The following is an 18762-nucleotide window of genomic DNA, read 5'->3' on the forward strand; positions in this document are numbered from 1 at the left end:
GGCGGGGAGGGCCTGGGAGCTGGATGTGTTGGTGACGGAGGTTCACTGAGCCTCCACCCGATGACATGACATTGCACTATGTGCAACGACCTTTGCGCATGCTGTCCGTCGCAGGCAGCATGAGGGCATGACCTCGTCTGTGCCCTCGCCCTCCCCCTCCCCTTCCCTGCCTGTGTCGTCCTTGCTGGACCTCGCGCCTGTCATCCCCGTGGTCGTCGTCGAGGACGTCGCCGATGCCGTGCCCTTGGCGCGGGCGCTGGTCGCGGGTGGGCTGCCCGCGATCGAGGTGACCCTGCGGACGCCGGTCGCGCTCGACGCGATCCGGGCGATCGCGGAGGGGGTGCCCGAGGCCCTGGTCGGGGCGGGCACGGTGATCTCGCCGGAGAACGTGACGGAGACGGTGAAGGCGGGGGCTCGTTTTCTGGTGAGCCCCGGCTGGACCGACGTACTCCTGGATGCGATGAAGGGGTCCGGGGTGCCCTTCCTGCCCGGGGTTTCGACGACGTCGGAGGTCGTGGCGCTGCTGGAGCGCGGGGTGCGGGAGATGAAGTTCTTCCCGGCGGGGCCTTCGGGCGGTACGGCGTATCTCAAGGCCCTGGCCGGGCCGTTGCCGCAGGCGCGGTTCTGTCCGACCGGGGGGGTCGGTCCGGCGTCCGCGCCGGAGTATCTGGCGTTGCCCAACGTGGGGTGTGTGGGCGGGACTTGGATGCTTCCGGAGGATGCGATCGCGACGAAGGACTGGGGGCGGGTGGAGGCGCTGGCGCGGGAGGCTGCGGGCCTGCGGGGGTAGCTGCGCCGGGCCGCCAGGCCATCAGGCGGTCAGCTGCTGGCCTGCCCAGGCCGCCAGCCGGTGGGCCCGTCAGGCAGCCCAGGCTGCCAGCCCGCCCCGCCATGAGGCGGTCAGCCCGCCAGACCTCCAAGCGCTTCGCGGGAAGTGCAGTACGAATCGTGCGGGCCGTCCGTGGCTGGTCGCGCAGTTCCCCGCGCCCCTAAAGAGGCCTGCGGCCTCCTTTAGGGCGCGGTACCGCACCGGACTTAACCAAGGCCGCTCAGGCCGTCAGGCCATCAGCGCAGGTGCGACGTGTCGTTGAGCAGGCGCAGGCTTGCGTTGCCGTCCGCGTAGTACGCCACCGCCGACAGCGAGGCTGCCGACAGTTCCATGCGGAACAGGGACTCCGGTGGGGCGCCGAGGGCCAGTCGTACGAGGGTTTTGATGGGTGTGACGTGGGAGACGAGGAGGACGGTGCGGCCTGCGTGGCCGGCGAGCAGCTTGTCCCGGGCCGCGGCAACTCGTCCCGCGACGGCCGCGAAGCTCTCGCCCCCGCCGGTCGGTTCGGCGTCCGGGGACCCCAGCCACTTGTCCAACTCCTCCGGATACCGCTCCCGGACCTCTCCGAAGGTCAGCCCTTCCCAGGCCCCGAAGTCCGTCTCCCGTAGCCCGTCCTCGATCCGTACGCCGAGCCCGAGCCGCGCGGCCACGATCCCCGCGGTTTCGCGGCACCGGGCGAGAGGTGACGAGACGATGTCCTGCACGGTCCCGCGCGCGGCAAGCGCCCCCGCCACCCGCTCGGCCTGAGTCCGCCCCGCTTCCGACAGCCCCGGATCGCTGCCCCCACTCCCGGAGAACCGCTTCTGAGGCGTCAAAGTCGTCTCGCCATGCCGCAGCAGTACGAAGGTCGCGGGTGCTCCGAGGTCGGGAGGCGTCCCGGCAGATGCCACGTTCCGCGCGGCGCGTACGTCGGCGCCGCCCCGCACATCGGACAACGAAACTGATGAAACCGACGAAGCCGACGCAGCCAGCGAAACCGAAGGAGCCGACGAGCTCGACGCCGACCAACGCTCCCCCCGCTTCCCCGCATCCATCGCCTCGTTGGCCAAGCGGTCGGCGTGCTTGTTCTGGTCGCGTGGAATCCACTCGTACGTGACCTGGGACGACGGGAACACCAGGCTCGCCTCGGCCGCGAGGGGCCGCATGTCGGGGTGCTTGATCTTCCAGCGGCCGGACATCTGCTCCACGACGAGCTTGGAGTCCATGCGGACGCGGATGGAGGCCGAAGGGTCCAGCTCGCGCGCCGCGCGCAGGCCCGCCACCAGGCCCCGGTACTCCGCGACGTTGTTCGTCGCGATGCCGATGTACTCCGCCGTCTCGGCCAGCGTCTCCCCTGTGGCCGCGTCGAGGACGACCGAGCCGTAGCCTGCGGGGCCCGGGTTGCCCCGGGAGCCGCCGTCGGTCTCGACGATGAACTCGCGCAAGCCCGAGGCCCCTTACAGGCCGGACTCGGAGGTGCGGACGAGGATGCGGCGGCAGTTCTCGCAGCGCAGCACCGTGTCCGGGGCGGCCGCCTTCACGTCGTTCACCTCGGTGATGTTGAGCTCCAGGCGGCAGCCCTCGCAGCGCCGCTGGTAGAGCCGGGCCGCACCGACACCGCCCTGCTGCTCGCGCAGTTTGTCGTAGAGCTTGAGGAGGTCGGCGGGGATCGAGCCCGCGATCAGCTCTCGTTCCTTCGTCGCCGACGCGGCCTCGCTGTCGAGGGACTCCTGCACCGCGTCCCTGCGCCGCATCGCGTCGTCGATCTTCGACTCGACGGAGGCGACCCGCTCGGTCAGCTCCCCCACCCGCTCCTGCGCGGACTCGCGGCGCTCCATGATCTCCAGGACCACGTCCTCGAGGTCGCCCTGCCGCTTGGCGAGGGAGGCGATCTCGTGCTGGAGGTTCTCCAGGTCCTTGGGGGAGGTGACGGCACCGGAGTCGAGCCGCTGCTGGTCACGGCCGGCGCGCTGGCGCACCTGGTCGACGTCCTGCTCGGCCTTCGTCTGCTCGCGGGCGCAGTCGCTCTCCTCGGTCTGCGCGGCGACGAGGAGGTCGCGCAGCTGTGTGAGGTCCTTGTTCAGCGACTCGATCTCGGCGTGCTCGGGCAGCGACCTCCGCTTGTGCGCCAGCTGCTGAAGGCGCACGTCGAGGGCCTGGACGTCGAGGAGTCGGATCTGGTCGGCGGGCGCGGCGTTCAGTTGGGGGCTCCAGGGGTGTCAGAGGCGTTCGTCGGGTTGGACGCCGCGTGGGCTGTCCAGGGGTCGGTGACCGTCTTCGAGACGTGGACGCGAAGTCCCCATCCGTTCCGGTCGGAAATCTCGTCGAGCTGGGCGGCGGCCAGCTCGCACCAGGGCCACTCGGTGGCCCAGTGCGCCGCGTCGAGCAGTGCGAGAGGACTGTACGCGCGGTCCGCCATGAACTCCGACGCCGGGTGGTGGCGCAGGTCCGCGGTGAGGAAGGCGTCGGCGCCCGCGGCGCGTACGTCGTCGAAGAGGCTGTCGCCGGAGCCGCCGCTCACCACGACGGTCCGTACGAGCGCGTCGGCGTCGCCCGCGACACGGATGCCCTGCGCGGTGGCGGGCAGCCGCTCGGCGGCGCGCGCGGCGAGTTCGCGGACGGTCAGCGGATGGTCCAGCTCGCAGACGCGGCCGAGGCCGCGGCGGCCCTCGGGGTCGGTCGGGTCCGGCACGAGGGGCCGTACGACACGAAAGTCCAGCGCTCCGGCGAGGGCGTCGCTGACCCCCGGGTCCGCCCGGTCGGCGTTCGTGTGGGCGACGTGCAGCGCGATGTCGTTCTTGATGAGGGTGTGGACCACGCGGCCCTTGAAGGTCGAGGCCGCCACCGTCGTCGTACCGCGCAGGTAGAGCGGGTGGTGGGTGACCAGCAGGTCCGCGTCCAGCTTCACCGCTTCGTCCACGATCTCCTGGACGGGGTCGACGGCGAACAGCACGCGCGTGACCTCCTGGTCCGGGTCTCCGCAGACCGTGCCGACCGCGTCCCAGTCCTCCGCCCTCTCGGGGGGCCAGAGGGAGTCGAGCGCGGCGATGACTTCAGACAGACGGGGCACGTTAGAAAGGCTACCCGCCTCTCCGCGTGCCCCGTCTGCGCCGGCTCACTTCACGAGGTAACCCTGCAGGTCGTCCAGTACCTCGTCGGCCGCCGTGACCCCGAGGCCGAGGTACCACGTCTCGTCCGGTACGTCCTTCGCCTGGCCGTTCTCGACCGCGCCGAGCTTCTTCCAGAGGGGATTGTCCTCGGCGCTCGACCGCTCGGTCTTCTTCGCGTCGCCGTAGACGCCGGTGAAGATCCAGTCGGCGTCGGCCTCGTCGATCTTCTCCGGGCTGATCTCCACAGCGAGGTCGTTGATCTGCTGGTTCTTGGGGCGCGGGATGCCGACGTCGTCGAGGATCGTGCCGATGAAGGACGCCTTCGCGTAGAGGCGGATCATGCCCGGCATGTAGCGGAGCATGGTGACGGTCGGCTTGTCGGGGCCCAGTTCGTCGCCGAGGGCCTTCGCCTTCTTCTCGTACGCGGCGAGTTTGCTCTTCGCCTCGGCGGTCTTGTCGAGGGCGGCCGCGTTGAGGAGGTAGTTCTCCTTCCAGGTGAAGCCGGGGCGGATGGAGAACACGGTGGGCGCGATCTGGGAGAGCTGCGGGTACAGCTTGGCGGCGCGCAGCTCGCTGCCGAGGATCAGGTCGGGCTTGAGGTTCGCGATCGCTTCCAGGTTGAGGGCGTTGATCGTGCCGACGTCCTTGGGGTTGCCCGCGTCCTTCTTCAGGTAGGAGGGGATGGCCGTGGAGCCCTCGGTGGGCGCGTAGCCGACGGGCTTGACGCCCAGCGACACGACGTTGTCGAGCTCGCCGACGTCGAGGACGACGACCCGCTCGGGCCGGGACTTGAGCTCCGTCTCGCCCCTGGCGTGCTTGATCGTGCGCGGGAACTCGCCGGCCTTCGCCGTGGTGCCCATCTTGGCCGTGTCCGCGGCCGCCTTCGCGAAGTCCTCGCCGCCCTGCGCGACGGACTTGCTGCCACTGCCGTTGTCGGACTTTCCGGAGCCGGAGCCCGAGCCGGAACCGGAATCGCCGTCACCCGAGCCGCAGGCCGCGAGCGAGAGCGCGGCGGCCACGGCGAGGGCGACGGCGGCACAGCCGCGTCGTCGTAGGGACATCAGGCACACACTCCACAGAATCGGACTCAGGACTTAGGTGAGGCTCACCTTAAACCGCCGATTCTCGGCCAGCACACCAGCCCCTGTTTCCTCACGAAAATCGACACACGGCCACCCGTATGTGTGAAGTCCCTGCCCGTCGGTGCCCCGTCTGTGCGTACGAAAACTACCTTCGTGGCCGGAGGTGACCAGACGATGACGGCCTGTGCCATCGAATCCGCCGCTTCGAACGGGACGCGGGCAGGGTGCGTGATCACCGCCGACGGATCCTACGCGGCACGCCTCGCCTTACGCGGCGATTCCTGGTTCCCGGAGCGCTGGACGCTGGACGGCCCCGAGCCCTACGCCGTTCCGCTGCCGGGCAACCAGCCGGAGGAGCCCGGCACGGAGGTGCAGCCGATGGCGGACGGGCGGGTGCTCATCCACCGGGTTCCGGAGGGGCGGCACGCGTTCTCGCTGCTGTATCCGACCGGCCCGGGGACGGGTGAGGTACCGCTCGGCGCGGTGGAATGCCGGGACGAGGAAACGGAGTTGCGGCTGCTGCCGCCCGCCCCAGGGGGCTCACGTGCGTACGCCGTCGCCGTGGGCCGGAGTTCGACCACCGTGTGGCTGGTGGCGGGCGGCGCCTTCGGGCCCGAGCATCTCGCCGAGGTGCCGGGGCGCTGCTCGGGCGGGGTGTGGCTGGCAGGCGGGGACCGACTGCTCGCTCTGGACCGGGAGTTGGAGGGCCGGACCAAGACGGTGGTGGTCGACCTGGAGCGCGGTGGCGAGGTGTCGCCACTGCTCCAGATCGCCGAGGAGAGCAACGACCGGCTGCTGCTCGCGGACGCGGACAGCGGGCTGCTGCTGATCCGCTCGGACGCGCCGTCGCCGGGTCGGGAACGGCTCGGCTGGGGCGTGTTGGGGAGCACGCTTCCCGTGCGGTTCCCGGAGTCGCTGCAACTGGCGGACCACAGGGTCACGCCGTTCGCGATCCAGCCGGGCCAGGTGCTGACGCCGGAGTGCTGCGCGGTGGCGCTGCGGATCGACGGCGCGGGCGGGGGCAGTTGGCTCGGGGTGTGGCGGCCCGCCGAGCGACGGGTCCACCAACTCCCAGCGCCCGAGGGGTGGTTGACCGGTGCGGGGCTGTGGACCAAGGACGGGGTGCTTCAACTGCCGTACGCGACGGGGATGATGCCGTGCGGCGTGGCACGGGTGGAGGCACCCATGGGGGCGGGGGATGCGGGCCCGGGGGATCCGGACCGTGCGGCGGGGGATGGTGCTGGGGTTGAGGTCCCAGGGGGTGCGCCGTCGTCGGTCACGGATCCTCCGGAACCCGCGGGTGAGCGTTCCCCGTCGGCCGGTCCGGTGGAACGGCCCCCGTCGGCCTTTCCGGTGGAACAGCCCGGGTCGGGGTCGGCCCGTCCGGTGGAACCTCCCGCGTCGGCCCGTCCGGTGCCCTTGCAGCAGGCCCCGTTCACGGTGCGGAAGGTCGCGAGCGCCTTCGCGGGACGCCGGTTGGCGCAGGCGGCCGGCAAGGGCCGGGCAGCCGCCGAGGAAGTGACCGTCGAGTAGCCCCAACCACCCCTCACCGGCCGAAAGAGCGCCCGTTAGACTCGCCCGCGCTGTACAGAAGGATCTTGTAATGACGGGGTGAAACTTCCACATGAACGACGTGAACGACATGGAGACGACGGTCACCGATCCGCGCGTGGCGGGTCACGATGCGCGTGACCCGCGGGTGGCGATGTCTCAGGCCGGCGATGGTGGCCGCGGGCGGCACCGGGGGCCTGTCGCGGTGCAGGACGACGAGGCGGCGCCTCGTGGGCGGCACCGCAAGCCGGCCGAGCCTGAGCGCTCCGCTGGGGTCGAGGTTTGAACCTGCGGGTTCGTTGTGGCTGGTCGCGCAGTTCCCCGCGCCCCTAAAAGGAAGGCCTGCGGCCTCCTTTTAGGGGCGCGGGGCTACGGCTGCCCCCGCTTGAGCCCCAGTACCTCCGCCGCCGCGAACGTCTCGTTCTCCGGGCGTTCCGCGTAGTGCGGCGTGAGCAGCGCGTCCAGTTCGTCGTACGTGAAGGCGTCCTGCTTGGTGTCGAACTTGGCTGCCACCTGCGGGCGTTCGACGATCGCGACCATGCCGCCGTGGACGACCAGCAGCTGGCCGTTGAGTCGTTCGGCCGCGGGTGAGGCCAAGTAGCCGACCAGCGGGGCGACATGTTCGGGGGCGAGCGGGTCGAGGCTGTCGTCCGGGTCGCCGGAACCGGCGAAGACGTCCGCGGTCATCCGGGTCCGGGCGCGCGGGCAGATGACGTTCGCGGTGACGCCGTACTTCGCGAGTGCCAGCGCGGTGGAGGTGGTGAGCCCGACGATTCCGCCTTTGGCCGCCGCGTAGTTGGGCTGTCCGGCGGAACCGGCGAGGAACGCCTCGGAGGAGGTGTTGATGATGCGCCCGTACACCGGTCCGCCCGCCGCCTTGGAACGGCTGCGCCAGTACGCGGACGCGAAGTGGGTCGTGTTGAAGTGGCCCTTCAGATGGACGCGGATGACGGAGTCCCACTCGTCCTCGGACATCGAGAAGACCATCTTGTCGCGCAGGATGCCCGCGTTGTTGACGAGGATGTCCAGCTGCCCGAACGTGGCGACCGCCAACTCGACCAGTCCTCGGGCCTGTTGGTGGTCGGCCACGTCGCCGGTGTGTGCGACCGCACGGCCGCCCGCCGCCTGGATCTCGGCCGCGACCTCCTCGGCGGGTCCCGCCGAAGCGTCGCCGGAACCGTCCCGGCCTGGCTTCCCGAAGTCGTTGACGACGACGGAGGCGCCAAGGCGGGCGAGTTCCAGCGCCTCCGCCCGGCCGAGCCCGCGGCCCGCACCCGTGACGATCGCGCATCGGCCCTCAAGCGGCAGTGACATCAAGCTCCCTCCAAGGGACGGGGGACGGCAGTTGGAGTTCGAAGACTTGCTCAGATGGAGTCCGAAGGCTTGCTCAGATCTCGATGCACGTACGGAGCGCGACCCCCGTGCGCATCTGGTCGAGCGCCTCGTTGATATCGCTCAGCGGCACCCGGTGGGTGATCAGGCCCTCCAGGTCGATGCGCCCGGCACGCCACAGCGCGATGGTCCGCTCGTACGAACGCATGACGTCCCCGCCGCCGTACATGCTCGGCAGGATCCGCTTCTCGTCGAAGAACAGCTCGAACATGCTGAGCTGAAGGAAGTCGTCCATGGCGCCGGCGCCGACGACGACCAGCGTGCCGCCGCGGCGGGTGTTCTCGTACGCGGTGCGGGCGGTGGCGGACTTGCCGACGACCTCGAAGACGTAGTCGAAGCCCTCGCCGGCGGTCAACGTCTGTTTGGCGTCGGGGAGTTCGTCGGGCGACACGGCCCGGGTGGCACCGAACTTCAGCGCGGACTCGCGGCGCGAGGCCACCGGGTCGACCGCGACGATCTCGGCGGCGCCCCTGAGCCGGGCGCCCTGGATCGCGGAGATGCCGACCCCGCCGCAGCCGATGACGGCGACCGACGAACCGGCCTCCACGTCGGCGGTGTTGAGGGCGGCACCGAGTCCCGTGGTGACTCCGCAGCCGATGAGGGCGGCGATGTCGAAGGGCACGTCGTCCGGGATGGGCACGGCGCAGCCCGCGTCGACGACGACCTCCTCGGTGAAGGTGCCGGTGCCCGCCATGCCGAACACATCGCCGCCCGGCCGCTTGAAGTTGGGAGTGCCCGCGTTCATGAACCCTGCCAGGCACAGTTCGGTCTGGCCGCGCTTGCAGGCGGGGCAGGCGTTGCAGGCGGGCAGCCAGCAGACGACGACGCGGTCACCGGGTTTGACGTTGGTGACACCCTCGCCGACCTCCAGGATCTCGCCCGCTCCCTCGTGCCCGGGCACGAACGGCCCCGGCTGCGGCAGGACTCCGGACATCGCCGAGAGGTCCGAGTGACACAGTCCGGTGGCCCGTACCCGGATCTTCACCCGGCCGGGGCCGAAGCTTGTCGCCTCGACGTCGTCGAGGACCTCCAGCTTGTCCTGGCCGATCTCGTGCAGTACGGCTGCCCGCATGGTGCGGCTCCCCTCATGAGTTCAAGAGTGTTCGACGATGGTGTCGGCCAGCACCGGCGCGTCGTCCCGCTCCACGGCCGTCACCGTCACCTGGACCCTGCCGTCCCCCTGCCACATCCGGATGCGGAGGGTCTCGCCGGGGAAGACGACCCCGGCGAAGCGCGTGCTGTAGGAGCGGACCCGTGCCGCGTCGCCGCCGAGCACCGTGTCGACGACCGCCTTGAGCGTGATCCCGTACGTACACAGCCCGTGCAGGATCGGCCGGTCGAAACCGGCGACCTTGGCGAACTCGGGGTCGGCGTGCAGCGGGTTCCAGTCGCCGGAGAGGCGGTAGAGCAGGGCCTGGTCCTCGCGGATGTGACGCTCGGCCTCCCGGTCGGGATCGCCCGTCGGCGGATCGAGGCGGGTGGAGGGGCCGCGGTCGCCGCCGAAGCCGCCTTCTCCGCGTACGAAGATCTGCGCGTCGTTCGTCCACAACGGGCCCTCGTCGTCGGCGACTTCGGTGCGCATGACGAGGATGGCGGCCTTGCCCTTGTCGTACACGGCCGCGATCCGTGAGGTGGCGGTCGCCTTGCCCTCGACGGGAATCGGGCGGTGCAGTTCGATGGTCTGGCCGCCGTGCAGGACGTGCGCGAGGTCGACCTCGACGCCCGGCATGGACAGTCCGCCGATCACGCCCGGGGAGCCCGCGCCCGCGACGGTCGCGAAGCTCGGCAGGACGTGCAGCCTGGACTCGAGGGTGTAGCGCAGCTCGTCGGAGTCGGTCGCGGGGCTGTGTTTGTCGGGGTTCGCGCCCGCGCCGATTCCGAGGTGGTAGAGCTGGACGTCCTTGTGGGTCCAGGCGATCTCGCCGGTCCGCGGCTCGGCGGCGAGGGCCTTGGCGGCGTCGATGGGCATGGGGCTCCTGACTGCTGATGGATCTGGCGGGAAGACCTCGGTGCGGCCGTCCGCACCGTCGGCCGCACCGAGGTCGACACTGGGCCGCGGAACCCGCCTGTCCTAGAACGCGTTCCAGTCCGGCGACCCTCTGTATAGCCCAGCCTCCCGCACATGTGAAGACTCCTGACGCTATGTCAGATGTCCGTATCGCCTGCGTACCGTCGACCGTGACATTTGTCCTGCCCGAGTCCGTACAAGCGCATCTGCCGCGCCCCGCCCAGGGATTCATAACGTCATACTCATGACGAAGACAGCGAAGACAGCTGGGACACACCAGGCCGTGTCCTTCACGGGAGTGGTCAAGGCCTTCGGTGCGGTACGGGCCGTGGACGGCGTCGACCTGGAGATGGCGCGCGGCGAGACCGTCGCCCTGCTCGGCCGCAACGGCGCCGGCAAGTCCACCGCGATCTCACTGCTCCTCGGCCTGAACCAGCCCGACGAGGGCGTCGTACGGCTCTTCGGCGCGGAGCCGGAGAAGGCCGTACGGGCGGGCCGTGTGGGCGCGATGCTTCAGGACGGCCGACCGGTGTCGCGGGTGACGGTGGGCGAGCTGATCGGGTTCGTGGCCCGTACGTATCCGCGGCCGATGCCCGTCGCCGAGGCGCTGGAGCTCGCGGGCATCGCCGAGCTGGCCGGGCGGCGCGTCGACCGGCTCTCCGGCGGCCAGTCGCAGCGGGTGCGGTTCGCGGTCGCGCTCATCGGCAACCCCGCGCTGATCGTGCTCGACGAGCCCACGGCCGCGCTGGACGTGGAGGCGCGGTACGCCTTCTGGGACTCGATGCGGGCGTACGCCCGGCGCGGCCACACCGTCCTCTTCTCCACCCACTATCTGGAGGAGGCGGACGCCAACGCCGACCGGATCGTCGTCATCGACCACGGCCGGATCGTCGCCGACGGCAGCGGTGAGCAGCTCAGGCGCTCGGCGGGCGGCAACCTGGTCTCCTTCGACCTGGCGGGCCGCGGTACGGAAGGCCTGGCCCTGCTGCCCGGGGTGGTGTCGGTGGAGGTGCGCGGGGACCGGACGCGGCTACGTACGGAGGACTCCGACGCAACGGTGATCGCGCTCGCCGAGATGGGCGCCGTACGCGGCCTTGAGGTCGCGCCCGCGTCGCTGGACGACGCGTTCTTGGCGCTGACGTCGGGCGCGTCGAACGTGCTGGAGAGGGTGTGATGGCGGTGACTGGTGTGGTGTGGGAGTACCTGCGGCTCGAAGTGCGCCGGACGCTGCGCGACGTCGGCTTCGTGGTCGGTGGCGTCGTCATGCCGGTGGCGATGTACCTGCTGTTCACCAACCTCGGTGACGGCAACGACAGCGGCTGGAAGACCGGCTCGATGGTCGGCATGGCCGCGTACGGTGCGATGAACTCGGCCCTGAACACCGGTGGCGGCGTCGCCGAGGACAGGTCAACCGGCTGGCTGCGGCAGTTGCGGATCACGCCGATGACTCCGCGCCAGGTCGTGATCGGCCGGGCGCTGACCGGGGCGGTGACGGTGCTGCCCGCGCTCGTCGCGGTGCTGGCGGCGGGCGGTCTCGTCAACGGCGTACGGCTGGATGTGTGGAAGTGGGCGGCGCTCGCGCTGCTGCTGTGGCTGGGCTCGGTCCCGTTCACGCTGCTCGGTCTCGGCAACGGCTACCGGCTCACCGCGCAGACCACGGGCGTCGCGAACATGGGCTGCAACCTGGTGCTGGCCGTCGTCGGCGGCCTGTGGTTCCCGCTCAGCCTCTTCCCGGAGTGGCTGCGCTCGCTGTCCGCGTACACACCGACGAACCGGTTCGCGCAGCTCGGCAGGGCGGTCGCCGACGGGCACGCGCCCACCCTCGCGGCGGTGCTGGTCCTGACCCTCTGGCTGCTGGCCTTCGGCTCGTACGCTGTGACTGCGTACCGCAGGACCGCGCGAACCGTCTGAATCCGTCTGGAACCGTCTGAGCGGGGGCAGGGCATGTCCTGGATGACCAGGGTCAACTACTGGCTGGCCTTGCGGCACGCCGAAGGCTGTGAGCGGGGCCGGGCCCGGGAGAAGACCGGCCGGCCGCCGGAGGAACTCGGCCCGCCGCCCAGCGGCTTCGCCCTCCTCCCCTGGCTTCTGATGGGCATAGGCGCCTTCTCCAACCTGTTCCAGGGCAAGACCCCGAACCCCTGGATCGGCGGCATCGGTCTGGTGGCCTTCAACTCCCTCTACATCGCGCTGGTGTTCCGCGCCTTCTCGAAGGAGGCACGCGAAGCCCGCTCCACCCGCGTGATGCTGATCGCGCTGGGCGTGGTGACCTGCACGCTGGCCATCGTCTACGGCGACAGCTGGCTGCTCTTCTTCCCGCTGCTCGGCCTGGCGACGGGCGCGATCGTACGGGGCCCGTGGCTCGGCAGGGTCGGCGTCGGCCTGAGTCTGCTCGCGGGTGCCGTGGCCGCGGTCCGGGACGGCTGGGGCGCGGTGAACGTCGCGTACGGCACGTTCCTCTCCACCATGGTGACGGCGGCGATCCTCTCCCTCTCCGAGGCCGTACGCGAACTCCGTGCCGCCCGCGAGGAGTTGGCCCGCCGCGCTGTCGAGAAGGAACGGCTGCGCTTCTCCCGGGACCTCCACGACCTGCTGGGCCACACCCTCTCCGTGATCGTGGTGAAGTCGGAGGCGGTGCGCCGCCTGGCGCGCCGCGACCTGGACGCGGCGCTCGTCCAGCTCGGTGACATCGAGTCGGTGGGCCGCCAGGCGCTCACGGAGATCCGCGAGGCGGTGACGGGCTACCGCGAGGGCAGCCTGGCCACGGAACTGGACCGTGCCCGTTCCGCCCTCCAGGCCGCCGGCATCGAACCGGTCGTCCGCCAGTCGGGTCCGCCGCTCGCCGCCCGGACGGAAGCGCTGCTGGGCTGGGTGATTCGCGAGGCCGTCACCAACGCCGTACGCCACAGTGGCGCGACCCGCTGCGAGATCACGGTGGAGAGCTCCCCGGAACGCGCCCGCGCCCGCATCTCGGACGACGGCCGCGGTGCGCTTGCCGCGTCCGCCGGGTCCTCGGGGTCCGTCGCGTCCGCCGCCTCCGACCAGTTCGGCCCGTTCCCGTCGGGCCCTGAGATCGGCGGCACCGGACTCAAGGGCCTCACGGAACGCCTCGCGGTGGCGGGCGGCTCGCTGGAGGCGGGGCCCGGTCCACGGGGTGGCTTCGTGGTGGTGGCGGAACTGCCCATGGAAACGGTGGGGGTTGAGGTTGCCGGGGTGACGGATCCGGTGAGCCTTTCGGAGGGGGCGGAGGCTTTGGACGCGTCGGCCGCGTCGGCCGTCCGGGCGGGAAGTCCCTGACCCAACGGGCCCAACGAGCCCAACGAGCCCGACCAGCCCGACGGGCCCACGCCACGGCATCGGCCACGCCCTACGCTTGGGCCGTGAACGAGATGCCCCAGGAGCACCGGCCCGGCAAGTCCATCCGCGTGTTGCTCGCCGAGGACCAGGGGATGATGCGGGGCGCTCTCGCTCTGCTTCTCGGTCTTGAGGAGGACATCGAGGTTGTCGCGCAGGTCGGGGCGGGGGACGTGATCGTGGACGCGGCGCTGGAGTCGCGGCCGGATGTCGCGTTGTTGGACATCGAGCTCCCTGGGGTCAGCGGGCTCGATGCCGCCGCGGCGTTGCGGGACGAGGTGCCCGACTGCCGGGTGTTGATCCTCACCACCTTCGGTCGACCGGGGTATCTGCGGCGGGCCATGGAGGCGGGAGCCGCGGGGTTTCTTGTGAAGGACGGGCCCGTGGAGGAGCTGGCCGCCTGCATCCGCCGGGTGCTGACGGGCGAGACGGTGATCGATCCGGCGCTCGCCGCGGCCGCGTTGAGCGCCGGGCCCAGTCCGCTCACCGCCCGCGAGTGCGACGTCCTGAAGGCCTCCGCCGACGGGGCGACCGTCGCCGACATCGCCGCCAAGCTCCACCTTGCCGAGTCCACGGTTCGCAACTACCTCTCCTCCGCGATCGGCAAGACGGGCACCCGCAACCGCATGGAGGCGATGCGGGAGGCCCGGCAACAGGGCTGGCTGTGAGTGCGGCTCCGCCGCGAGGGCGCGACCCGCGCCCCGCAGGAGGCCGCAGGCCTCTAAGGGGCGCGGGGAACTGCGCGACCAGCCACAATGAACCCGCAGCCTTGGAACCGCCTAACCAGCGGAGCGCCCCGGCAGCCACAGCAGCATCAGCACCGCGCCCCCGAGCAGCACCCCCGCGCCCGTACGGAAGGCCAGCGCGTACCCCTCCGTCAGTGCCGCGGCCGACGTGCCACCTCCGGTCCTGGCCGCCGCGATCGTCGACATCACCGAGAGACCGAGCGAACCGCCCATCATGCGCGAGGTGTTGACCAGCCCGGAGACCAGTCCGGCGTCTCCCGGCGCCGCCCCCGACGTGGCCAGCGAGCCGAGCGGTGTCGCGGCCAGCCCGGCGCCGAGCATCATCAGGATCCCGGGGAACATGATCGCGGTGAGGTACGCCCCGTCCGCGCTCATCGTCGACTGCCAGCCGAACCCGGCGGTGGCCACCAGCGTCCCGATCACCGCGACGTGGCGCGCTCCGACGACCCGCATGAGCCGCGGCGCGGCCTTCGAACCCAGGATCACCGCGAGCGAGCTGGGCATGAGCGCGAGTCCGGCCTCCAGTGGCGTGTAGCCGAGCACGTTCTGGGCGTACAGGGTCATGAAGAACCACATGCAGACCATGGCCGCGCCGCACAGGAACATCGCCGTGTTCGCCGAGGACACCGACCGCAGCCGGAACAACTTCAGCGGCATCAGCGGCGCCTTCGTCCGCGCCTCGACGAGCAGGAAGAGCCCGATCAGCGCGGCCCCGGCGAGCAGCGGGGCGAGGGTCGCGGACGACGTCCAGCCCTCGGACTCGGTCTGCACGATCCCGTACGCGAGAGTCGCGAGCCCCGCCGTGACCAGCAGCGCTCCCGGCAGATCGAGCCGCCGCCCGTCGCCGGCCCGGCTCTCGACGAGCCACAGCAGAGCGCCGGCCAGTACGACGGCGCCGATGGGCACGTTGATCAGCAGCACCCACCGCCACGACAGCCCCTCGACGAGCAGCCCGCCGACGAGGCCGCCCGCCGCGCCACCGCCGGCGCCGACCGCGGTCCAGGTCGCGATGGCACGCGCGCGTGCCGCCCCCTCCGGAACGGCCGACGTCAGAATCGTCAGCGTCGAGGGCGCGAGCACCGCCGCGCCGAGCCCCTGCACGGCCCGCGCGACCAGCAGCTGCCACTCCGCCTGGGCCAGCCCGCCCCCGAGGGACGCGAGCGTGAAGATGGCGAGCCCGATGAGGAACATCCGCTTACGTCCGTACAGGTCCCCGGCCCGCCCGCCGAGCAGCATGAAGCCGGCCAAGGCGATCGTGTACGCGTTGAGGACCCACTGCAGCCCCGGCGCGCTCAGTCCCAGATCGGCGCGCATCGACGGCAACGCCACGTTGACCACGGAGACATCGAGAACGACGAGGAACTGCCCCGCACAGGCGAGCGCGACCACCACCCAGGTGGGCGGTACGGAACGGCGGGACACGGGTATCTCTGCGGCGGCTCTGAGCATGGCAGTCATGCTCTCAACGCGCTTGCGCCCCGTACATGGGATTTTCGCCGCACGGGCCGTCGGCCGCTGGACCTACGCCTGTGCCTGCCTACGCCTGTGCCTGCCTACGCCGGGGCAGTCCCTACGGCCCCACGATGGCGCGCAGGGCGGCGAGATGTGCCTGGTAGGCGTCCCGTCCCTGGCGGGTGAGGCGGAGCCAGACGCGTTGGCGGGTGTCGCGTACGGCCTTGCGCTGCTCGACGTAGCCGGCCTCCATCAGCACGGTGACGTGCTTGCTCAGTACGGACGCGGAGACGTCGAGCTGCCGTTGGACCAGGGCGAACTCGGCCTCGCCCGCGGTGTCGAGCAGAGCGCAGATGCGCAGCCGGTTGGGGGCGTGGATGGTGGTGTCGAAACCGTCCATGGGGTCGGTGGCCGCACTGTTCACGAGGCTTTCCGGTGCAGACGTACGAAGGCGAGGTGGAAGCCGATCGACACCGCGGCGCCGACGACGGAGGCGGCGAACAGCCACAGCGGCTCCCGCGTGACGCGGAAGGCGAGGGCCGAGCCCAGCAGCAGCGCGGGCAGCCCGATGCACAGGGGCACGGTGGCGCGCTTGGGCAGCACGTCAAGGCGCAGCGCCACGCCGGTCTTCTTGCGCCAGTTCGCGGCCGCGAGCCCGAACAGAGCCACGTACGCCGCGGTCATCACCAGCATGATGACGACCCAGGCCGGACCGGGCAGCAGCCACCGGTGACCGGCCATCGCTCCTCCGTAGACCGGCGGGACGGCAGCGATGTACAGCGTGAGTGTGGTGGCGAACCAGCGCGGCCATGGGGTGGCGGACAAGGCGGCGGCGGACGCCCGGACCTGCTCGGTGTCGGCCAGCGCGGCGCGTGCCTGCTGCGGGGTCGGGCGGATGGTGCCCCCGTCGGTTTCCATGATGGAAAGAGTAGAGGTGTGTTTCCGGTACGGCAAGACGCGACTTTCCGCTACGGAAAGCCTGGCTGGTCAGTCCCGTGGCAGCCCCAGGATCCGCTCCGCGACCACGTTCAGCTGCACCTGAGTCGTGCCGCCCGCGATGGTCAGGCAGCGGGAGAGGAGGAAGCCGTGCACGGCCCGTTCCCCTGGGCCCTCGCGCAACGCGCCCTCCGAGCCGAGGAGTTCGAGGGCGAGCTCGGCGATCTTCTGCTGGTGCACGGTCTGGACGAGCTTGCGCACGGACGCGCCCGCTCCCGGCTCGACGCCCGACACCTGCTGGATGGTCGTACGCAGGCCGATGCAGGCCAGGGCGTGCGCCTCCGCGAGCAGGGTGCCTATGCGTACGCGTACGGCATCGTCGACGTCGCCGGCGCGAGCGAGGAGCGCTTCGATGCCGGTGCCGAAGGTCAACTGGTCGGCCATGTGGACGCGTTCGTTGCCGAGGGTGTTGCGGGCGACCTTCCAGCCGTCGTCGACGGAGCCGACCACCGCGTCGGCGGGGAGGACCACGTCGTCGAAGTAGACCTCGTTGAACAGGGATTCGCCGGTGATCTCCTTGAGGGGGCGGATGTCGATGCCGGACGTGTTCTTCATGTCGACGACGAAGTACGTGAGGCCCTTGTGCTTGGGCGCCGCCGGATTCGTACGGGCGAGCAGGATCCCGTAGTCCGCCCAGCGGGCCGAACTCGTCCATACCTTCTGCCCGTTGATCCGCCAGTTCCCGTCGGCGGTCCGTTCGGCGCGCGTCCGCAGCGAGGCGAGGTCGGACCCGGCGCCCGGCTCCGAGAACAGCTGGCACCACAGCACGTCCCCGCACAGCGTCGGCAGCAGATACCGCTCCTGCTGCTCCCGCGTCCCGTACGCGATGAGCGACGGTACGACCCAGGTGGCGATCCCCAGATCACTCACGCGTACGCCCGCTGCGGCCAACTCCTCCTGTACGGCGAGCTGTTGGACAGGGCCGGCGCCGAGTCCGTACGGAGGCGGCAGGTGCGGGGCGGCGTATCCCGTGGGTGCCAGCACCCTTCGTGCCGCGGCCGGTTCGAGGCCGCGTACGCCCTCGATCACCTCGCGGGCCGCCGCCCGGTACGCCGAGGCCTCCGGGGGCAGGTCAAGACGCAACTCCCGTCGTACGCCGTCCTCCGCGAGCCGCACGGCGCGCAGGCGGTGTACGTCGCCGGTGCCGAACAGCTGCCGCGCCACCACCGCCCGGCGCAGATACAGATGGGCGTCGTGCTCCCAGGTGAACCCGATCCCGCCGAGGACCTGGATGCAGTCCTTGGCGCAGGAGTACGCGGCGTCCAGGGCGTCGGCGACCGCGAGGGCCGACACCAACTCCCGTACGCCGTCCGGCTCTTGAACGGCGCGGGCCGCGTCCCAGGTGAGCGCGCGGGCCCGTTCGACCCGTACCAGCATGTCGGCGCACAGGTGCTTCACGCCCTGGAAGCGGCCGATCGGATGGCCGAACTGTTCGCGGACCTTGGCGTACTCGGAGGCGGTGTGCAACGCCCACGCCGCGGTGCCGCACGCGTCCGCGGCGAGGACGACGGCGGTGAGGTCGCGCACGAGCGAGGAGTCGACGGAGTCGACGGGGAGCACGCGGCCGGCGGGGACGCGTACCCCGTCCGCCCGGACTTCGGCGGTCGCCCGCGTCGGGTCGGCGCTCTCGTGCACCCGTACGGCCAGATCGGCGGCGTCGACGGCCACCCATATCGTGCGGCCCGCCGCTTCCGAGGCCGGGTGCTCGGCGCCCGGCTCACCTTCCGCTTCCGAGGCCGGAGTCGCGCACAGGATCAGCAGGTCCGCGTCGGCGCCGGACAGGACGGGCGGCGCGGTCCCGTCGAGGATGCACCCGCCCTCCTTCGACACGTGCGATGCGTTCGGCGCGTTCGGCGCGTTCGAGACAGCGGTCAGCGATCCCGTCCCGAACGCCACTGCCCCGGTCCGCTCCCCCGAGGCCAGCGACCGCACCAGCTCGTCCGCCTCCTCCGTACCCGCGCGGGACAGCAGCAGCGAAGCCAGGAGGCTCGGGACGTACGGTCCCGGAAGTGCGGCCCGCGCGGCCTCCTCCACCACGACGGCCAGGTCGAGGACGTCGCCGCCTCCGCCGCCGTACTCCTCGGGCAGGTGCACGCCGAGCAGCCCCTGCGCGGCGAGCCCGTCCCAGAACGGCGGTCTGCCCTCACCGGGCGCGTCGAGGAGCTTGCGCACCTCCTCCGGAGGCACCGCCCGCGCGATCCAGCCGCGCACGGCCTCGGCCAACTCCCGCTGCTCCCGCGTGATCCCGATCCCCATGCACGCC

18 protein-coding genes are annotated in these 18762 nt (G+C 71.2%); 7 read left to right on the top strand and 11 right to left on the bottom strand.

Going from position 1 to position 18762, the window contains the following annotated elements; translation table 11 throughout:
- Positions 1–127 precede the first annotated feature (127 nt).
- Positions 128–790 (top strand): bifunctional 4-hydroxy-2-oxoglutarate aldolase/2-dehydro-3-deoxy-phosphogluconate aldolase, encoded by a 663-nt coding sequence (eda, locus tag G5C60_RS27395; RefSeq protein WP_165263600.1) that lies wholly within the window; start codon positions 128–130, stop codon positions 788–790.
- 275 nt (positions 791–1065) lie between these two features.
- On the opposite strand, the gene G5C60_RS27400 is transcribed toward eda, so the two are convergent.
- The 4 genes from G5C60_RS27400 to G5C60_RS27415 are packed head-to-tail and all read right to left on the bottom strand — an operon-like array spanning position 1066 to position 4979.
- Positions 1066–2253, bottom strand: a complete 1188-nt coding sequence (locus G5C60_RS27400; RefSeq protein ID WP_165263601.1) for a bifunctional RNase H/acid phosphatase — start codon at positions 2251–2253, stop codon at positions 1066–1068.
- Positions 2254–2265: 12 nt separating this feature from the next.
- The gene (locus G5C60_RS27405) at positions 2266–3009 is read right to left on the bottom strand and encodes a zinc ribbon domain-containing protein (protein WP_165263623.1); all 744 of its coding nucleotides are present in this window, start codon (positions 3007–3009) and stop codon (positions 2266–2268) included.
- Positions 3006–3878, bottom strand: coding sequence for a Nif3-like dinuclear metal center hexameric protein (locus G5C60_RS27410; RefSeq protein ID WP_165263602.1), 873 nt, complete (start codon positions 3876–3878; stop codon positions 3006–3008). The genes G5C60_RS27405 and G5C60_RS27410 overlap by 4 nt, the downstream gene beginning before the upstream one ends.
- 45 nt (positions 3879–3923) lie before the next feature.
- Complete coding sequence (locus G5C60_RS27415) at positions 3924–4979, bottom strand: ABC transporter substrate-binding protein (protein WP_165263603.1); 1056 nt, start codon at positions 4977–4979, stop codon at positions 3924–3926.
- 195 nt (positions 4980–5174) lie between these two features.
- On the opposite strand from G5C60_RS27415, the gene G5C60_RS27420 reads away from it, so the two are divergent.
- Both G5C60_RS27420 and G5C60_RS27425 read left to right on the top strand, forming a co-directional pair.
- On the top strand, positions 5175–6533 hold the full coding sequence (locus G5C60_RS27420) for a hypothetical protein (protein WP_241267109.1): 1359 nt from the start codon (positions 5175–5177) through the stop codon (positions 6531–6533).
- A gap of 91 nt (positions 6534–6624) precedes the next feature.
- Positions 6625–6837, top strand: coding sequence for a hypothetical protein (locus G5C60_RS27425; protein ID WP_165263599.1), 213 nt, complete (start codon positions 6625–6627; stop codon positions 6835–6837).
- An 83-nt stretch (positions 6838–6920) separates the two neighbouring features.
- Here the strand turns inward: G5C60_RS27425 and G5C60_RS27430 are convergent, their stop codons facing one another.
- From G5C60_RS27430 to G5C60_RS27440, 3 genes are all read right to left on the bottom strand, one after another.
- Positions 6921–7865, bottom strand: a complete 945-nt coding sequence (locus tag G5C60_RS27430) for a 3-oxoacyl-ACP reductase (RefSeq protein WP_165263604.1) — start codon at positions 7863–7865, stop codon at positions 6921–6923.
- A 73-nt stretch (positions 7866–7938) separates the two neighbouring features.
- The gene (locus G5C60_RS27435; RefSeq protein ID WP_165263605.1) at positions 7939–9015 is read right to left on the bottom strand and encodes a Zn-dependent alcohol dehydrogenase; all 1077 of its coding nucleotides are present in this window, start codon (positions 9013–9015) and stop codon (positions 7939–7941) included.
- A gap of 21 nt (positions 9016–9036) precedes the next feature.
- The gene (locus G5C60_RS27440; RefSeq protein ID WP_165263606.1) at positions 9037–9912 is read right to left on the bottom strand and encodes a MaoC/PaaZ C-terminal domain-containing protein; all 876 of its coding nucleotides are present in this window, start codon (positions 9910–9912) and stop codon (positions 9037–9039) included.
- A 283-nt stretch (positions 9913–10195) separates the two neighbouring features.
- Here G5C60_RS27440 and G5C60_RS27445 point away from each other — a divergent pair, with 283 nt between their 5' ends.
- The 4 genes from G5C60_RS27445 (at position 10196) to G5C60_RS27460 (ending at position 13973) form a co-directional block, all read left to right on the top strand.
- Positions 10196–11125: an ABC transporter ATP-binding protein gene (locus tag G5C60_RS27445; RefSeq protein WP_206440075.1), complete on the top strand. Its 930-nt coding sequence runs from the start codon at positions 10196–10198 to the stop codon at positions 11123–11125.
- Positions 11125–11862 carry an ABC transporter permease gene (locus G5C60_RS27450; protein ID WP_206440076.1) on the top strand — a complete coding sequence of 246 codons (738 nt, stop codon included), beginning with the start codon at positions 11125–11127 and terminating at the stop codon, positions 11860–11862. The genes G5C60_RS27445 and G5C60_RS27450 overlap by 1 nt, the downstream gene beginning before the upstream one ends.
- 42 nt (positions 11863–11904) lie before the next feature.
- Positions 11905–13248: a sensor histidine kinase gene (locus G5C60_RS27455; protein ID WP_165263626.1), complete on the top strand. Its 1344-nt coding sequence runs from the start codon at positions 11905–11907 to the stop codon at positions 13246–13248.
- A 92-nt stretch (positions 13249–13340) separates the two neighbouring features.
- On the top strand, positions 13341–13973 hold the full coding sequence (locus G5C60_RS27460; RefSeq protein WP_165263627.1) for a response regulator transcription factor: 633 nt from the start codon (positions 13341–13343) through the stop codon (positions 13971–13973).
- Positions 13974–14084: 111 nt separating this feature from the next.
- Here G5C60_RS27460 and G5C60_RS27465 read toward each other — a convergent pair whose 3' ends face one another.
- The 4 genes from G5C60_RS27465 to G5C60_RS27480 all read right to left on the bottom strand — a co-directional run bounded on the left by G5C60_RS27465 (position 14085) and on the right by G5C60_RS27480 (position 18755).
- Positions 14085–15500 carry an MFS transporter gene (locus G5C60_RS27465; protein WP_420907416.1) on the bottom strand — a complete coding sequence of 472 codons (1416 nt, stop codon included), beginning with the start codon at positions 15498–15500 and terminating at the stop codon, positions 14085–14087.
- A gap of 121 nt (positions 15501–15621) precedes the next feature.
- Positions 15622–15927: a transcriptional regulator gene (locus G5C60_RS27470; protein WP_338145941.1), complete on the bottom strand. Its 306-nt coding sequence runs from the start codon at positions 15925–15927 to the stop codon at positions 15622–15624.
- Entirely contained in the window at positions 15924–16421 is a 498-nt protein-coding gene (locus G5C60_RS27475; protein ID WP_165263608.1) for a hypothetical protein, read from the bottom strand. The genes G5C60_RS27470 and G5C60_RS27475 overlap by 4 nt, the downstream gene beginning before the upstream one ends.
- Positions 16422–16490: 69 nt before the next feature.
- Complete coding sequence (locus tag G5C60_RS27480; protein ID WP_165263609.1) at positions 16491–18755, bottom strand: acyl-CoA dehydrogenase family protein; 2265 nt, start codon at positions 18753–18755, stop codon at positions 16491–16493.
- Between the last annotated feature and the right edge of the window lie 7 nt (positions 18756–18762).

This window comes from Streptomyces scabichelini (assembly GCF_011045015.1).
GTDB classification, from domain to species: Bacteria; Actinomycetota; Actinomycetes; order Streptomycetales; family Streptomycetaceae; genus Streptomyces; species Streptomyces scabichelini.

What these genes read in the sequence shown, in the direction of transcription:
- eda (WP_165263600.1), top strand. Translation starts at nt 128, where the DNA reads ATGACCTCGTCTGTGCCCTCGCCCTCCCCCTCCCCTTCCCTGCCTGTG.
- G5C60_RS27415 (WP_165263603.1), bottom strand. Translation starts at nt 4,979, where the DNA reads ATGTCCCTACGACGACGCGGCTGTGCCGCCGTCGCCCTCGCCGTGGCC.
- G5C60_RS27420 (WP_241267109.1), top strand. Translation starts at nt 5,175, where the DNA reads ATGACGGCCTGTGCCATCGAATCCGCCGCTTCGAACGGGACGCGGGCA.
- G5C60_RS27425 (WP_165263599.1), top strand. Translation starts at nt 6,625, where the DNA reads ATGAACGACGTGAACGACATGGAGACGACGGTCACCGATCCGCGCGTG.
- G5C60_RS27430 (WP_165263604.1), bottom strand. Translation starts at nt 7,865, where the DNA reads ATGTCACTGCCGCTTGAGGGCCGATGCGCGATCGTCACGGGTGCGGGC.
- G5C60_RS27435 (WP_165263605.1), bottom strand. Translation starts at nt 9,015, where the DNA reads ATGCGGGCAGCCGTACTGCACGAGATCGGCCAGGACAAGCTGGAGGTC.
- G5C60_RS27440 (WP_165263606.1), bottom strand. Translation starts at nt 9,912, where the DNA reads ATGCCCATCGACGCCGCCAAGGCCCTCGCCGCCGAGCCGCGGACCGGC.
- G5C60_RS27445 (WP_206440075.1), top strand. Translation starts at nt 10,196, where the DNA reads ATGACGAAGACAGCGAAGACAGCTGGGACACACCAGGCCGTGTCCTTC.
- G5C60_RS27450 (WP_206440076.1), top strand. Translation starts at nt 11,125, where the DNA reads ATGGCGGTGACTGGTGTGGTGTGGGAGTACCTGCGGCTCGAAGTGCGC.
- G5C60_RS27455 (WP_165263626.1), top strand. Translation starts at nt 11,905, where the DNA reads ATGACCAGGGTCAACTACTGGCTGGCCTTGCGGCACGCCGAAGGCTGT.
- G5C60_RS27460 (WP_165263627.1), top strand. Translation starts at nt 13,341, where the DNA reads ATGCCCCAGGAGCACCGGCCCGGCAAGTCCATCCGCGTGTTGCTCGCC.
- G5C60_RS27465 (WP_420907416.1), bottom strand. Translation starts at nt 15,500, where the DNA reads ATGCTCAGAGCCGCCGCAGAGATACCCGTGTCCCGCCGTTCCGTACCG.
- G5C60_RS27475 (WP_165263608.1), bottom strand. Translation starts at nt 16,421, where the DNA reads ATGGAAACCGACGGGGGCACCATCCGCCCGACCCCGCAGCAGGCACGC.
- G5C60_RS27480 (WP_165263609.1), bottom strand. Translation starts at nt 18,755, where the DNA reads ATGGGGATCGGGATCACGCGGGAGCAGCGGGAGTTGGCCGAGGCCGTG.